The sequence below is a fragment of the Rothia nasimurium genome, assembly GCF_928382285.1.
Classification (GTDB): domain Bacteria; phylum Actinomycetota; class Actinomycetes; order Actinomycetales; family Micrococcaceae; genus Rothia; species Rothia nasimurium_E.
In genome coordinates this window covers 125548-139980 of the sequence record NZ_CAKMSS010000005.1, presented here as the reverse complement: position 1 = coordinate 139980, position 14433 = coordinate 125548, and the positions used below count along the sequence as shown (strand labels likewise).

Here is a 14433-nt window from a genome sequence, read left to right as displayed (position 1 = left end):
GCGTAGAATGAACGTCTATGAGTAGCGCGCACTATTTTTCTGAAAACCCCACCGGCGATTTTTCGCCCCAGCCTGTGACTGTTGAGCTGGGCGGACGCCGGGTGCAGGTTCTGACCGCTTCCGGCATCTTTAGCCCGGGTGGGGTTGATAAGGGAACCCGTATTCTCCTCGATGAGGCCCCCGCCCCGCAGGGGGCGCGCATGCTCGATATCGGGTGCGGGTGGGGCCCTATTACCCTGTCCCTAGCTATGGCAGCGCCTGATGCTGAGGTCTACGGGGTCGAGGTGAACTCCCGCTCAGCTAAGCTCACCGAGATGAACGCCGAGCGGCTGGGGCTGACCAATGTGACGGTAGCTGCCCCCGAGGCCCTCGATGAGTCCCTGACCTTCGACACCATTTGGTCTAATCCGCCTATCCGGGTGGGCAAGGACGTGCTACACGGCATCATGCGCACCTGGCTCCCCCGCCTGGCCCCCGGCGGTACCGCCTACCTGGTCGTGCAGAAAAACCTGGGCTCAGATTCCCTACAGAAGTGGCTGGCTGAGACTTTCCCCGACCTAGAGGTAGCCCGCTACGCTACCTCGAAAGGCTTCCGCATCCTAGAGGTGCACCGCCCGGCGTAAAGCCAAAGGGGCGTCCTTCTACACGAAGGACGCCCCTACGTCTTTGTCTAGCCCAGCAGCACCTTACCGGTCATAGCGGCAGGGCCTGCCAGGACGACGTGTTCAAGGTTGTCGGGGCCCAGCACGAAGGTGACGGCGAGGGTTCCACCGGGTACGCGGACCAGCCACTCGTCGGGGGCGTCCTCGCCACCCCAGAAGCGGGTAGCGGCAGCGGCGGCGCAAGCGCCGGTACCGCAGGAGAGGGTTTCGCCGACGCCGCGTTCGTGCACGCGCATGCGAATTGAGCCGATGTTTTCGGTGGCGGGGTCACCGTCCTCTGCTGAGATTTCTTCGGGGACGACGAACTCTACGTTGGTGCCTTCAGGCGGGTTGGGTGAAACCTTGGGGGCCTCGTGCAGGTTCAGCCCGTCAAGCTTGCCGTCGGTGCCCAACATGACGACGGTATGGGGGTTGCCCATAGTAATGGAGAGGGCACCGCGGGGAGTGCGTAGGCCCTTGGCGGTCACCTGGGCGTCGGTGCCGTTATCGCGGGCCATGTCACCGTTGATGAAGCCCCAGGGGCCCATGTCGATGGCGTAGCCGTCTTCGGTGCGGCCCACGGCCTTGATACCGGCGCGGGTGGCGATGAGCAGGCGTCCGCCCTCTTCGAGCTCAACCAGTTTCTCGGTCAGCAGGTAGTCAACGAAGGCGCGCACCCCGTTACCGCACATCTCTGCGATCGAGCCGTCGCCGTTGCGGTAGTCCATGAACCAGATAGCTTCGGGGGCCTCTTCCAGCAGGTGGGAGGCAAAATCCAGGTGCTCGGTCTTGACCGCGCGGATAAAGCCGTCGGCGCCGATGCCGAAGTGGCGGTCGGTCACCTTGGCAATGAGCTCAGCTGGCAGGTCTAGCTTAGCTTCGGGGTCGGTAACGAAGATAAAGTCGTTACCGGTTGCCTGCCCCTTGGTCAGGGTCTTGCCGGTCAAATCGCCCCAGACGGGGGTTTCTACGGTGTGGGTTGCCACGGGTTTTGCCTTTCCGTTGTGGGGCGCTTTTCTTACTTAGTCTAGTGGCTGTTAGTCGGTGATAAGAGCCAGGGCTTCATCCAGCAGGGTGGGGCTAGACCAGTCCAGCCAGTGCACCCGGTGATCTGCCCTGAACCAGGTAAGCTGACGGCGGGCGAACTGGCGGGTGGCAGTCACGGTATCGTCAACAGCCTGGGTCACAGAATATTCCTGGCCATCCGGCAGGTGGCCGCGGGTAGCGTCCAAAACCTTGAGGAACTCCCGGTAGCCGATGGCGGCCGGAGCTGTCTTGCCCTGGCGCAGCCCCTGAGCTTCAAGGGCCTCAACCTCAGCTAGCAGACCGGCTTCTTCCATAGCAACCACCCGCTCGTGCAGCCGCTGGTGTAGCTGGGCGCGGTCGCCGTTCAGCCCGATTTGCAGGGCGGGCTGGTAGTAGGTGCGGGTGGGCATAAAGGACGAGAAGGGGCGGCCGGTCACCTCAAAGACCTCCAGAGCGCGCACCAGGCGGCGGTCGTCCTTGACCCGCTCGGCAGATTCTGGGTCTACCGTGCGCAGACGCTGAAGCAGGGGGCCGGGGCCGGACGCCGCCAGCTCGGCTTCCAGCCGGGCCCGCACAGCCGGGTCGGTTGCGGGAAACTCCAAGACATCCAGGGCAGCTCGCACGTAGAGGCCTGAGCCGCCGACCAGAATCGGGTAGTTCCCGCGAGCGCGAATCTCTTCGAAGGCCTGCCGGGCTTGTGCCTGGAAGGTTGCTACCGAGGCTTCTTCAGTCACATCGAGAGTATCGAGCAAGTGGTGGGGTACCCCGCGCATTTCTTCGACGGTGACCTTGGCAGTGCCAATATTCATGCCCCGGTAGAACTGCATGGAATCAGCGTTAACGCACTCCCCGCCCAGGGCAAGGGCCAGCTCAATAGCTAGGGCACTCTTACCTGAGCCGGTGGGGCCCACCACAGCGATGATGGGCAGGGAGCTGCTGGCGGCGTCCTTCTCTGCCATGGGTTAGAGAGCGGGCTTGAAGGTGGGGAAGCCCAGGGAAACCGGGGTGCCGGGCACCTGGGTGGTACCGGTTCCGCAGGAGTCGGCCTGGGCGCGGTCCCAGGCGTCGCCTGCGCGGGAGCGACGCACCGAGTACTGGTCGGCAGTGGGGTCAGAAATCAGGTGGAAGGAGCCTGCCTCGGTGATAGGCAGGGTCACCAGGTCGCCGGGGCGGGGCACCTCGCAGCCTTCGGGCACGGTGAAGTGCACCAGGCGCTGGTCGCGGGCGCGGCCCGACAGGCGGCCGGTTTCTTCTGCCTTGCGCCCTGACTCTGCGGTAACCATCAGCTCAACGGTCTTACCCAGCTGCTTACGGTTTTCTTCACCGGCAATGCGGTCCTGCAGGGCAATGAGGCGCTCGTAGCGTTCCTGCACCACAGCCTTGGGCACCTGGTTGGGCATGGTCGCTGCCGGAGTGCCGGGGCGAATCGAGTACTGGAAAGTAAAAGCGGACGAGAAACGGGACTCCTCCACCACGCGCAGGGTCTCTTGGAAGTCTTCCTCGGTCTCGCCGGGGAAGCCCACGATGATGTCGGTGGTGATGACGGCATCGGGGATGCGGTCGCGTACCTTCTCCAGGATTCCCAGGAACTTCTTGGAGCGGTAGGAGCGTTTCATGTCTTTGAGCACCTTGTCAGAGCCGGACTGTAGGGGCATGTGCAGCACGGGCATGACGTTGGGGGTCTCGGCCATGGCGTCGATGACGTCGTCGGTAAACATGGCGGGGTGGGGGGAGGTAAAGCGGACGCGCTCCAGACCCTCGATCTCGCCGCAGGCCCGCAGTAGCTTGGAGAAAGCCTGGCGGTCCCCAAAGCCTACGCCGTAGGAGTTAACGTTCTGGCCCAGCAGGGTCACCTCGATAGCGCCGTCGTCCACCAGGGCCTGCACTTCTGCCAGAATCTCGCCGGGGCGGCGGTCTTCTTCCTTACCGCGCAGGGAGGGCACGATGCAGAAGGTACAGGTGTTGTTGCAGCCCACAGAGATAGAGACCCAGCCGGAGTAGACGTGGTCACGTTTGGTCGGCAGGGTGGAGGGGAAGACCTCTAGTGCTTCGAGCAACTCGGCCTGGGCCTCGTTGTTATGACGGGCGCGCTCCAGCAGGGTAGGCAGGGAGCCAATGTTGTGGGTACCGAAAACCACGTCGACCCAGGGGGCCTTCTTCAAGATGGTGTCCTGGTCTTTCTGCGCCAGGCAGCCGCCTACAGCGATCTGCATGCCCTCGTTCTCGCGCTTGACCGGGGCGAGCTGGCCCAGGTTGCCGTAGAGCTTATTATCGGCGTTTTCGCGCACGGCACAGGTGTTGAAAACGACCAGGTCGGGGGTGGTTCCCTCTTCTGCGGGCACATAGCCTGATGCTTCAAGCAGGCCGCTCATGCGCTCTGAATCGTGTACGTTCATCTGGCAGCCGAAGGTACGCACCTCGTAGGTGCGGGTTTTGGGTGCTGCCACGGGCTTGTCGGTGTTCACGTCAATACTCACCCGTACAGTCTACTAGGTTGCTATTCTGGGCTCTATGCCGGTTCACCCTTCTCCCTCATTCTTTGCATCACGTGCCGCCCAGGCTGCGAGCGCTTACTCCCCTAGCACGGTGGAGCAGCCCGTAGATTCCCCCGCTTTTTTGCGTCTGCTGGCCGGGCTTTTAGAGCGTTCTGTGGAGCTGACCGGCGTTCAGGTTGCTGATGCCCAGATTTTGTCGAGCGGGATGCGGTCGGTGGTGGTTCGGGTGCGGGATCATCGCGGGGCGAGCTGTGTGCTCAAGTATTTTCGCCGCAAGGATTCAGCCAGCAACTCTGGCGGTTTTGGCTACCTTCGCGAAAAATACGGCCTTGCTGCCCTGGAGCAGGTCGCACCGGGGCTCTACCCCCGCCTGTTGGCTGCCGACGACGCTGCCCGTCTGCTGATTCTTGAGGACGTCACCGGCGGCTTCTCATCCGCTATCAGCTTGGGTGAGCTTCTGCTGTCGTCCGGGGCGGACGCCGCACCCCCGCAGGCCCTGGACGCTTGGGTAGATACCTGGGCTAGTATTCTGGGCTCTCCCGCCCAGGCTGCCGCCCAGGCATCTTTTGCCGCTGAGCTTGCGAGCGCTGACGCGCGGGCGTCCGCACCGGGGTCCCTGCCCTCACCCCAGCTTGCTTTCAAGGGCCTGCGCCTGTTGGCTGAAAAGGAGGGGGTGCCGGTGGGCTCGGCTGAGTTCACGCAGATGGAGCAGGCCGTGGAGGGCATTATCTACCCGGCGCCGAGTGAGAGGGTGCTGTCGTCCGGCGATTTTTCTCCGGCGAACCTGCTGCAGCTGGCGGCCCCTGGGGCGGGGGTTCACGGTATCGACGCTGAGGGAACCTGCTGGCACCACTGGGCACTACCGGTGGCTGAGCTCCTGCTGGGCTTCCCGTCCTGGCCCGAGGGGCCCCTCCCACCGGCATTAGTTGCTAGCCCGACCTGGCAAACGAAAACCCAAGACTTCTACCAGCACATCGCTCCCCGCCCCCAAACAACCCTCGACCGTGACAAGCAGGTAACCGCAGCAGCCCTCACTATCCAAGCAATCTTGGCAGAACAGGCCACCGGGCAAGACCGGTCACAATAGCCCCTCTGTGCCCTACCGGGAGTACTATCTACTTCAGGACATCACACCGTACACCCCTTCCCCTACCCCTAAGGACCCCTATGTCTCAACCCACCTCTTCAGGGTCAATCGCCTATCAGAGCCCCGCCCCAACCCTCAGCGTCCTTCAAGGTATTGCGCTCATCTTCGGAACCAACATCGGCGCAGGCATCCTCAGCCTGCCCTACGCCGCCCGCAACGGTGGTTTCCTGGCGCTCGCCATTGCCCTCACCATTGCAGGTTTGCTGACTACCTTCTCTATGATGTACATCGCCGAGGTTTCTCAGCGCACCAAAGAACCACTACAGCTCTCAGGCCTAGCAGAAAAGTACCTGGGTCAGGCCGGCCGCTGGGTCATCTTCGCTGCTATCATGGTCAACTCCATCGGTGCGCTCATAGCCTACGCCGCAGGCTCAGGCTCTCTGCTCAACAATCTCACCGGTTTACCGCAGCTCGCTGGAACCCTACTTTTCTTCGCGCTTGGCTCCTTCATCATGTTTAAGGGTCTACACGCCACCGGTCTTGTCGAAGGGCTCATCACCACGGGCATGGCAGCGATCATTCTTGCCCTCTCACTCTGGACTATTCTTGGCCCCGGCATTACTCTCTCCAACCTGGTAGAGTTGCACCCCTTCTTCATCGTGCCAATTATGAACCTAGCGGTCTTCACCTTTATGGCTCAGTACGTTGTCCCTGAGCTGGTACGCGGACTTGGCGACGCCAATCCCAAGGCTATCCCCACCGCTCTCGTTGGCGGCATGTCAGCCACCGGTTTCACCCTAGCTCTGGTTCCCTTTGTCGCGCTGGGTCTGCTCGGTGATAACGTCTCTGAGGTTGTCACGCTCTCCTGGGGTGAGGCTCTGGGTCCTCTTGCTTACTACCTGGCTAACATCTTTGCCCTGCTGGCAATGTTTACCTCTTTTGTAGCTATCGGCTACACCGCTATGCGTAATATCCTCGATATCACTCGCTGGGAAGAACACGGACCGCTTCGTATCGCCGCTGTTGGCCTGACCGTTTTACCCCCGCTGGCTATCTCTATTGCCGGTCTAGGCGGTTTCGTTTCTGCCCTGTCATACGCCGGCGGCTTTGCCGGTGCTGCTATGTCTATCCTCCCGGTGCTCATGCTTCGAGCCGCCCGTAAAAAGGGCGAGCTAGAACCTGTCTGGACAGTGACCTGGCAAGCTCACCCCATTGCCCAGGGGATTCTCATTGTGACCTATACGGTTGCCTTTATCTACTCGGTTGCCGCTATTTTTGGTCTACTGCCCAACGGCTGGTCGTAAACCTACCGTAGGCCACATCAGGCTGGGGCGCACGGTACATACCTCTGTACCGTGCGCCCCTGTTTTTAGTCATAGTAGGAATAGCTATCCTGTGCGGTCATGCCCATCTCTTGAGCGTAGCTCTCGACCTCTTCGCGCACCACGCTAAAAGCTAGGCCCGCAGGGTAGCCCTTACGACCCAGCATAGCCACCAGGCGGCGCATGACCTTCTCTTTCTCAGCCCTGTCCCCCAGATCCATTGAGGGGCGCAGTTTTTTGCGCACCAACTCGTGGGCGTCAGCGCGCTCATCCTCCTCGGTGCGCTGCTCCAGAGCTATTTCGGCAAGCTCACCCTCAACCCCCTTGGTTTTCAGCTCCCGCCGGATAGCCGACCGCGACAGCTTCTTCACGTTCATTCGAGTACGCACATACATATCGGCAAACTCAGCGTCGTTAATCAGGTTGACCGCCTCAAAACGGTTCAGGATATCCTCAATAACATCGGCCGAGATTTCTTTCTCAACCAGCTTTTTCTCCAGCATGGCCCTGGACTTAGGCGACGCAGCCAGCTGATTCAGCACAATATTTTTAGCCCGCGTAAATTCACTCTCCGGTTCCTTACCGCCACGGCCTCTCTTCTCGGGCATGGGAGTGATCCCCTGCACCAGCATCTCTTCATCGCTGACGGGCTCGTTGAGGGCGGAGCCTTCTCGGAAGAGCGGCTGGGAGCGCTTGCGCTGCGGGGTTTCCTGCTCTGGGGCGGACGCCGCCCCGATAGCGGGTGCGAAGGGAGAGCGGGCTGCGTATTTGGCCGGTGGCTTGCGGAACCCCTTTTTCAGGTTGGGGTTGCGGCGGCGGGTGTATTTACCCTGACGGGCTGATTCCGCAGCCTCGGCTGTTTCCCCACCGTCACGGCTACTGACCGCTGCGGCTGATGCTTTACCGGTGTAGGGAGTAGCGGTTTGTGTGCTGGCGTAGGCACCGGACTCCCCCGGCAGGTCCTGGGACAGACCTTGGGCAGCGGGGTGCCATGCCGGGTACTCCTCAGGGGCAAGAAAATCTTCGACTCGTGGGTTTTCTGCGCTCACATTCCCCTCCTACTAGCTACATCGTGTCATGTCGAAAGCCGCCACTACCGGGGGTTTCTCCCGGTAGTGGCGGCTACTAGCTCGCTGTTATGAGTTTAGAAGTTCTCAGAGATATCATCGAGCGGGTCAACAGAGGTGCTGGGCTCTACCTCGTCCAGCTCTTCCTCTTCACCCTCAATGATGCCGAGCTTGACCATGGTCTTGTACTTGATCTCTTCGGTCAGTTCGGGGTTGTCCTTGAGGAAACGGCGCACGTTTTCCTTACCCTGGCCCAGCTGATCACCCTCGTAGGTGAACCAGGCGCCGGACTTCTTGACCACGTTGTGCTCAACGGCAAGGTCGAGAATACCGCCTTCAACCGAGATACCCTCACCGTAGAGAATATCGAATTCAGCCTGCTTGAAGGGCGGAGCCATCTTGTTCTTGACGACCTTGGCGCGGGTACGGTTACCGATGGGGTTAGCGCCGTCCTTGAGGGTCTCAATACGGCGAATATCGATACGTACCGAGGCGTAGAACTTCAGAGCCTTACCACCGGTAGTGGTTTCGGGTGAGCCGAAGAAAACGCCAATCTTTTCGCGCAGCTGGTTGATGAAGATAGCAGTGGTGTTGGTTGCTGACAGGCGGCCGGTAATCTTACGCAGAGCCTGGGACATCAGACGGGCCTGCAGACCCACGTGGGAGTCACCCATCTCGCCCTCAATTTCGGCGCGGGGCACCAGAGCGGCAACGGAGTCGACCACGATGATGTCGATGGAGCCAGAGCCCACCAGCATATCCATGATTTCCAGGGCCTGTTCACCGGTATCGGGCTGGGAGACCAGCAGAGCGTCGGTGTCTACACCCAGCTTGGCTGCGTAGACCGGGTCAAGAGCGTGTTCAGCATCGATGAAGGCTGCGATACCGCCGGCCTTCTGCACGTTAGCCACAGCGTGGAGGGCGACGGTGGTCTTACCGGAAGATTCAGGGCCGTAGATTTCTACCACGCGACCGCGGGGCAGGCCACCAATGCCGAGGGCGGCATCCAGGGCCAGAGCGCCGGTTGAAATAGTCTCGACCTTGCTGGCCTTGCGGTCTCCCAGGCGCATGACGGAGCCCTTGCCGTAGTTCTTATCGATCTGGGCAAGGACGGCCTCAAGTGCCTTTTCGCGCCCTTCGGCGGGCACCTGACCTACTGACTGCATGCGAGTTTTCGCTGCCATGTATGTTCCTCATTTCTTATCGCGGTACGAGAGTTCTTCTCTGGCTACCACGGTAATACCTAGGGCTGACACTTTAAGGGTTCAGCGCGAAGATTTTGAAAATCTGTGGATAACCCGGTTATGTGTCGCGGGCTGCCGGTCGTTTGTTCACAATCCTACAGGAATTCGAACACATTTTCTATTAAGTACGAACGATTTTCTAGCCTAGGGGCGCGGTTCAATATCGGGCCCCAGCTGCCGTTCCACAGGAACGTCCTGCACCCGGCAAATAGCCAGCCACACCTCGCGCACGTTGGCGCCGGCGTCCAGGGCTTGCTGGGCCGTCAAATCACCGAAGTCCCCGGGCACCAGATCACGGGCTAGATGGCGGGCATAGACCGGACCAAACTCATGGTCCATCGCCGCCCAAAATTCGCTGAGCTTCATCTTCTTCCTTCCTCCACAGTACACAGACACCACAGAACACAAAGAGAGCCGAGCCCTTGCGGGGCCCGGCTCCATCTCTTAGTTACCTAGAGAGCGAATCGTCTAGCGAGCTGCCAGGGGGCGCTCAACGGCGGGAATATCGCGGCTTGAGGTTGCGGCGATACCGTATTCACGCTTGAACTGTTCTGAGAATTCAGCGGGTACAGTATCGGGTACCGAGAAGCCTTCTTCGACAGCCATACGGGCTGAAACTTCGGCCAGCATAGCTGAGAGGGAGATGTTCAGTGCCTGGCAGATAGAAGCCAGCAGCTCTGATGAGGCTTCCTTCTGGCCGCGCTCAACCTCGCTGAGGTAGCCCAGTGACACTCGGGCTGAGTGGGAAACTTCGCGGAGGGTGCGACCCTGGCGCTGACGTACATCGCGCAGAACTTCGCCAATTGCGTGGCGGAGCAGAATTACTTTACCGGTGTCTTGGGCGGGGGCAGCATTCTCAGTCTGACCCACATCCTTCCAACGGACGACACCGTTCACGGATACGGGCTGCTTAGTCATTTTTATACCAATCTCCTGGTGGTCGTGCTCCCGTTATATCAGGAGCGTGTGGTTTCAGCCTAGCGCATTGTGGCGCTTTCGTCAGCTGAACTCGAGAATATGTCGTTTACTTACGATTTTTTCCCGTTACATCTATCTAAACCCACCCGGCTGTATTTTCATTCCCTATTAGCTGAAAAATTCATCTGAAAATTTTCTGGGAGCTTACTTTACAGTTTCAGCAAGGAAGTCTGCAAGCAGATTCAGGGCGTCATAAGCCGCCTGGGCGCGAATCTCGGCTCGGTTGCCGTCATAGTTTTTTTCAAGCACGCGGACGCCCCCACTAACCGGGTGCGCCACCGCCAGGTAGACGCGCCCCACCGGTTTTCCATCGCAGGGCTCAGGCCCGGCGGCACCGGTGGTGGCAACGCCGAAATCAGCTTCGCAGACCCGGGCGGTTCCCTGCGCCATAGCAATCGCAACATCGGGGTCAACAGCGCCCCGCTCAGCCAAGAGGTCAGCAGGTACCCCCAGTACCGAGGCCTTGACCTCGGTGGCGTAGGAAATAACGCCGCCCCGATACACGGCTGAGGCCCCTGGAACGGTGCAGATCAGCTGCCCCACCATACCCCCGGTCAGGGACTCTGCCGTTGCTAGCTGGGTGCCAGCGTCCGCCCCCGAAGTGGCCCTGCTCCCGGTCTGTGCCGACGCCACGGCCACCAGGCGGGTTGCTGCGCGTTCAAGCTCCTGAGTCTTTATCTCAGCCATGCCAACCTACTTGCCCTGAGCCGCGAAGTAGTCGCGGCGCAGCTGCATGGCCTTGATGACGTAGTCGATACCGGTCACCACGGTCACCACCACCACTGCGGCCATGACCAGGTAGCCGGGCCACAGGGCCCAGGCGCCCAGCTGCCCCAGCGGCAGAATCATCAGCACCAGCGCCACGGTCTGCAGCACGGTCTTGAGCTTGCCCCCCTTAGAGGCTGCCATCACCCCGTACTTGATGATGAAGAGGCGCATCACGGTAATACCCCACTCGCGCACCAGAATCACGATGGTAACCCACCACCACAGCTCCCCCAGCATAGACAGCACCACGAAGGCGGCACCGGTCAGCAGCTTATCGGCAATGGGGTCGGCAATCTTTCCGAAGCTGGTAATCAGGTTGTTCTTGCGGGCCAGGTAACCATCGAGCCAGTCGGTGATCATTGCCAGTACGAATACAGCAGCTGCCCACCAGCGCAGGCTCAGGCTGGCCTCACCGTGGGGGCCGCCAGCCCAGAGGGCCCACACGAACAGGGGCACCATCAGTATGCGCAGGGCGGTCAGCGTATTGGGTATGTTCCAGTTTGAGGCGGTTGCGGTCTGGTCGGCCATGGTCTTCTCCTTAGGGTGGCATTGCCCCGCCGATGTGTGCGGGGCGGACGCCGTCGGTTGGGTCTGGCGGCGGGCTGTAGTTAGCGGGCGGGGCTAGCGGCCGGTGAGGTTCCAGGCGTCCTCGCTGTCGGGGTCGTCCGCCTCGTCGTAGTAGTCAACAGCCTGCGGCACCCCGTCGTTCATGTGGGCAACGGGGTCGCCGCCGTAGGGGTCATCGGAGGCGACAGCCGGAGGCTCCTCGCCACGGATTTTGGCTAGGACGGCGGGCAGATCATCGGGCTGGACCAGCACGTCACGGGCCTTTGATCCTTCAGAGGGGCCAACAACTTCACGGGATTCGAGCAGGTCCATCAGACGCCCAGCTTTAGCGAAGCCCACGCGTAGCTTGCGCTGCAGCATGGAGGTTGAACCGAACTGGGTATTGACCACCAGTTCGGCTGCCCGGAGCAGGTCGTCCAGGTCGTCCCCGATGTCATCGTCAATCTTCTTGGAGGGCGCTGCGGCAATCACGTCGTCGCGGTAGACCGCAGGGGCCTGCTTCTTGACGTGCTCGACAACCTCGTGGATCTCAGATTCACCCACCCAGGCGCCCTGCACACGCATGGGCTTGGAGGCACCCATGGGCAGGAAGAGGGCGTCACCCTGGCCAATGAGCTTTTCAGCGCCAGGCTGGTCGAGCACCACGCGGGAGTCAGTCACCGATGAAGTGGCAAAAGCCATGCGGGAGGGCACGTTAGCCTTGATCAGGCCGGTGACCACATCGACGGACGGACGCTGGGTCGCCAGTACCAGGTGGATACCGGCGGCACGCGCCAGCTGGGTGATACGCACGATGGATTCTTCCACATCGCGCGGGGCGACCATCATCAGGTCGGCGAGCTCGTCCACGATCACCAGCAGGTAGGGGTAGGCCTTGATCTGGCGCTTGGAGCCGGGTTCGGGCTGAATCTTGCCTGCCTTGACGGCCTTGTTGAAGTCGTCCACGTGCTTGTAACCGTAGTGAGCTAGGTCATCGTAACGGGCGTCCATCTCGCGCACCACCCACTGTAGGGCCTCGGCGGCCTTCTTGGGGTTGGTGATGATGGGGGTAATCAGGTGGGGGATGCCCTCGTAGGCGGTGAGCTCCACGCGCTTGGGGTCAACCATAATCAGGCGCACCTGATCGGGGGTTGAGCGCATCAGGATCGAGGTAATCATGGAGTTCACGAAGGAGGATTTACCGGCACCGGTAGCACCTGCCACCAGCATGTGGGGCATCTTCGCCAGGTTAGCAATGACGAAGCCGCCCTCGACGTCCTTACCCACGCCCATGACCATGGGGTGGTCGGTAGCGTGGGCCTTAGCCGAGCGCAGCACATCGCCCAGCACCACGATTTCACGGTCGGTGTTAGGAATTTCGATACCGATAGCGCTCTTACCCGGGATGGGCGAGAGGATGCGCACGTCGGCAGATGCCACGGCGTAGGCAATGTTCTTGGACAGGGCGGTGACGCGCTCCACCTTGGTGCCGGGGCCCAGCTCAATCTCGTAGCGGGTGACGGTGGGGCCGCGGGAGAAGCCGGTGACCTCGGCGTCTACGTTGAACTGCTGGAGCACGTTGGTCAGGGCATCGACCACCTGTTCGTTGGCTTCGGAGCTTTCCTTGGCAGGCGGGCCGGCCTCGAGCATGGACTCGGTGGGCAGGGCGTAGGAGCCGGTCGAAGACTCCACGACCAGCTCGCCACGCGGCTGCTCGGTTCGCTCTGCCACGGTGTTGTTTTGTAGGCGGGCGGACGCGCTCCCCTTGCCGGGGCGGGGCACAGCAGGGGCTGATGCGGTGGCGGGTGCTGATGCAGGAGCAGCAGCCGGTCGGCTAACAGGCTGAGGCGCAACAGTCTCGGGCTCAAAGCCGTCACGGTCTGCTTCTACCGGTTCAGGGCGATAGCCGTACTCGGCGGCAGCCTGGCGGGCCTGGTCCAGGCGCTGGGCCGGGGCGTCCGAACGGTCTTCGCCGGGGTAGCTGGCCGCAAGCTCGTCCTCGCTCTCCCACAGGCCCTGGTCAAAGAGCTGGGCCTGCTGCTTGGCAGCCTTAGCCGCCGCTTTCTTCTCGCGGCGGGTCTGCTTGCGGGGTGCTTCTACGTCAAAGGCCTCAACAGGTCGGCTTGACGTCTTGGCGGCACGGCGGGGTGCCGGGGCCACCTGCTCAACGCGGGCTGTCTCGGGGTCAGCCTCAGAGCCGTCATCGATCACAGCGGTCTGGTAGGCCTCGTCCGCCTCGTAGCGGTCGAGTCTGCGGTCGCTCTCGGTACGGGGGCCAAAGCCCAACCAGCTCAGTAAGCCACCGCGACGGCGGGGAGCCGGGGCGGGGGCGTCCTCATAGAGATAGGAGCGGTCGTGGTCGCCCTCTAGCACGCGAGTTTCGGCCTCGTCCTGAGAACGGGAGGCACGGGAAGGACGCCCGGCATCAGCGACCGAACCGTGGGGCTTCTCCCCCAGCATCAGACCGAAAATATGCACGATCTTAGGCCAAATCTGACGCAGGGGCGTATCGGTGGCCACCAGCAGACCGGCCAGGAAAACCAGGGCAATCAAAAGCCATTCCAGCACATTCACGCCGCCTACGATACGGCTGGCGGGGGTGCCAATCAGCACACCAACGGTACCGCCGCCGCCCCAGAATTCATCAAAACTCGATGAGAAAGAGGGGTAGCCCGCCACCTTGGCCCCCATCATCGAGGCAGAGACCGTCATGATGGTAAAGCCAATCGCAATGCGGTTGTTAGCCCGCACCTCCAGCGGGTGGCGGAAGATACGGATAGCGAAAATCAGGCAGAGAATGGGAATGAGCAGGGATCCCTGACCGAAGAGACCGCCCACAGCGATGTGCCACAGGTGCAGGGGCCACTCGTACCAGGCCAGGTTGGCGGGGTCAGCTCGCCAGCCCCACCATTCCACCCCGGCGGTCAGCAGGCCGATAGCCAGCACCAGCAGGGCACCGCCGTCGCGGCGTTCGTGGAGTTCAATATCGGTGCGGAGCTCGCCCATTCGGCGTACGGCACCGCCAACGGTGAAGGCCAGGGCCTGCCAGGCTCCTACCAGGGCGCGCACAAAGGCGTTACTTTCCTGTGGGGGTGCTGACGAGGCCTTCCGGCTTCTACCTTGAGCTGAGGTTGAGCGACGTGAGGACGCCTTGGAGCGGCTCCCCGCGGCGCGGGGGGCTGATTTACTCGATGCAGACTTTCGCGGAGCCATTCTTCCCAATACTGCTTGATGATCGGTTGCGTTTAAATAGCTTACC

At 61.5% G+C, this 14433-nt stretch carries 13 protein-coding genes; 3 read left to right on the top strand and 10 right to left on the bottom strand.

What is annotated here, in order from left to right:
- The first annotated feature begins 17 nt into the window (after positions 1-17).
- The gene (locus L6758_RS07295; protein WP_237205523.1) at positions 18-623 is read left to right on the top strand and encodes a class I SAM-dependent methyltransferase; all 606 of its coding nucleotides are present in this window, start codon (positions 18-20) and stop codon (positions 621-623) included.
- Positions 624-670: 47 nt separating this feature from the next.
- On the opposite strand, the gene dapF is transcribed toward L6758_RS07295, so the two are convergent.
- The 3 genes from dapF to miaB are packed head-to-tail and all read right to left on the bottom strand — an operon-like array spanning position 671 to position 4144.
- Positions 671-1627, bottom strand: a complete 957-nt coding sequence (gene dapF / locus L6758_RS07290; RefSeq protein ID WP_237205522.1) for a diaminopimelate epimerase — start codon at positions 1625-1627, stop codon at positions 671-673.
- A gap of 51 nt (positions 1628-1678) precedes the next feature.
- Positions 1679-2626, bottom strand: a complete 948-nt coding sequence (miaA, locus tag L6758_RS07285; RefSeq protein ID WP_237205521.1) for a tRNA (adenosine(37)-N6)-dimethylallyltransferase MiaA — start codon at positions 2624-2626, stop codon at positions 1679-1681.
- Between the two features lie 3 nt (positions 2627-2629).
- Positions 2630-4144: a tRNA (N6-isopentenyl adenosine(37)-C2)-methylthiotransferase MiaB gene (miaB, locus tag L6758_RS07280; protein WP_272878737.1), complete on the bottom strand. Its 1515-nt coding sequence runs from the start codon at positions 4142-4144 to the stop codon at positions 2630-2632.
- 34 nt (positions 4145-4178) lie between these two features.
- Here miaB and L6758_RS07275 point away from each other — a divergent pair, with 34 nt between their 5' ends.
- Both L6758_RS07275 and L6758_RS07270 read left to right on the top strand, forming a co-directional pair.
- Positions 4179-5249 carry a hypothetical protein gene (locus L6758_RS07275; RefSeq protein ID WP_237205520.1) on the top strand — a complete coding sequence of 357 codons (1071 nt, stop codon included), beginning with the start codon at positions 4179-4181 and terminating at the stop codon, positions 5247-5249.
- Between the two features lie 80 nt (positions 5250-5329).
- Positions 5330-6553, top strand: a complete 1224-nt coding sequence (locus L6758_RS07270; RefSeq protein WP_237205519.1) for an aromatic amino acid transport family protein — start codon at positions 5330-5332, stop codon at positions 6551-6553.
- Positions 6554-6618: 65 nt separating this feature from the next.
- On the opposite strand, the gene L6758_RS07265 is transcribed toward L6758_RS07270, so the two are convergent.
- From L6758_RS07265 to L6758_RS07235, 7 genes are all read right to left on the bottom strand, one after another.
- Positions 6619-7620, bottom strand: coding sequence for a regulatory protein RecX (locus tag L6758_RS07265; RefSeq protein WP_237198506.1), 1002 nt, complete (start codon positions 7618-7620; stop codon positions 6619-6621).
- A gap of 95 nt (positions 7621-7715) precedes the next feature.
- Positions 7716-8822, bottom strand: coding sequence for a recombinase RecA (recA, locus tag L6758_RS07260; protein ID WP_237205518.1), 1107 nt, complete (start codon positions 8820-8822; stop codon positions 7716-7718).
- A 204-nt stretch (positions 8823-9026) separates the two neighbouring features.
- Positions 9027-9248: a DUF3046 domain-containing protein gene (locus L6758_RS07255; RefSeq protein ID WP_185173269.1), complete on the bottom strand. Its 222-nt coding sequence runs from the start codon at positions 9246-9248 to the stop codon at positions 9027-9029.
- Between the two features lie 102 nt (positions 9249-9350).
- Entirely contained in the window at positions 9351-9800 is a 450-nt protein-coding gene (locus tag L6758_RS07250; protein WP_237186848.1) for a helix-turn-helix domain-containing protein, read from the bottom strand.
- A 204-nt stretch (positions 9801-10004) separates the two neighbouring features.
- Positions 10005-10547: a CinA family protein gene (locus L6758_RS07245; RefSeq protein ID WP_237198505.1), complete on the bottom strand. Its 543-nt coding sequence runs from the start codon at positions 10545-10547 to the stop codon at positions 10005-10007.
- Between the two features lie 6 nt (positions 10548-10553).
- Complete coding sequence (gene pgsA, locus L6758_RS07240; protein ID WP_237198504.1) at positions 10554-11156, bottom strand: CDP-diacylglycerol--glycerol-3-phosphate 3-phosphatidyltransferase; 603 nt, start codon at positions 11154-11156, stop codon at positions 10554-10556.
- Positions 11157-11249: 93 nt separating this feature from the next.
- Positions 11250-14387 carry an FtsK/SpoIIIE family DNA translocase gene (locus tag L6758_RS07235; RefSeq protein ID WP_237205517.1) on the bottom strand — a complete coding sequence of 1046 codons (3138 nt, stop codon included), beginning with the start codon at positions 14385-14387 and terminating at the stop codon, positions 11250-11252.
- Positions 14388-14433 lie beyond the last annotated feature (46 nt).

Excerpts from the sequence above, each read along its gene's own strand:
- L6758_RS07295 (WP_237205523.1), top strand. The coding sequence starts at position 18 with ATGAGTAGCGCGCACTATTTTTCTGAAAACCCCACCGGCGATTTTTCG.
- miaA (WP_237205521.1), bottom strand. The coding sequence starts at position 2,626 with ATGGCAGAGAAGGACGCCGCCAGCAGCTCCCTGCCCATCATCGCTGTG.
- L6758_RS07275 (WP_237205520.1), top strand. The coding sequence starts at position 4,179 with ATGCCGGTTCACCCTTCTCCCTCATTCTTTGCATCACGTGCCGCCCAG.
- L6758_RS07270 (WP_237205519.1), top strand. The coding sequence starts at position 5,330 with ATGTCTCAACCCACCTCTTCAGGGTCAATCGCCTATCAGAGCCCCGCC.
- recA (WP_237205518.1), bottom strand. The coding sequence starts at position 8,822 with ATGGCAGCGAAAACTCGCATGCAGTCAGTAGGTCAGGTGCCCGCCGAA.
- L6758_RS07255 (WP_185173269.1), bottom strand. The coding sequence starts at position 9,248 with ATGAAGCTCAGCGAATTTTGGGCGGCGATGGACCATGAGTTTGGTCCG.
- L6758_RS07250 (WP_237186848.1), bottom strand. The coding sequence starts at position 9,800 with ATGACTAAGCAGCCCGTATCCGTGAACGGTGTCGTCCGTTGGAAGGAT.
- L6758_RS07245 (WP_237198505.1), bottom strand. The coding sequence starts at position 10,547 with ATGGCTGAGATAAAGACTCAGGAGCTTGAACGCGCAGCAACCCGCCTG.
- pgsA (WP_237198504.1), bottom strand. The coding sequence starts at position 11,156 with ATGGCCGACCAGACCGCAACCGCCTCAAACTGGAACATACCCAATACG.
- L6758_RS07235 (WP_237205517.1), bottom strand. The coding sequence starts at position 14,387 with ATGGCTCCGCGAAAGTCTGCATCGAGTAAATCAGCCCCCCGCGCCGCG.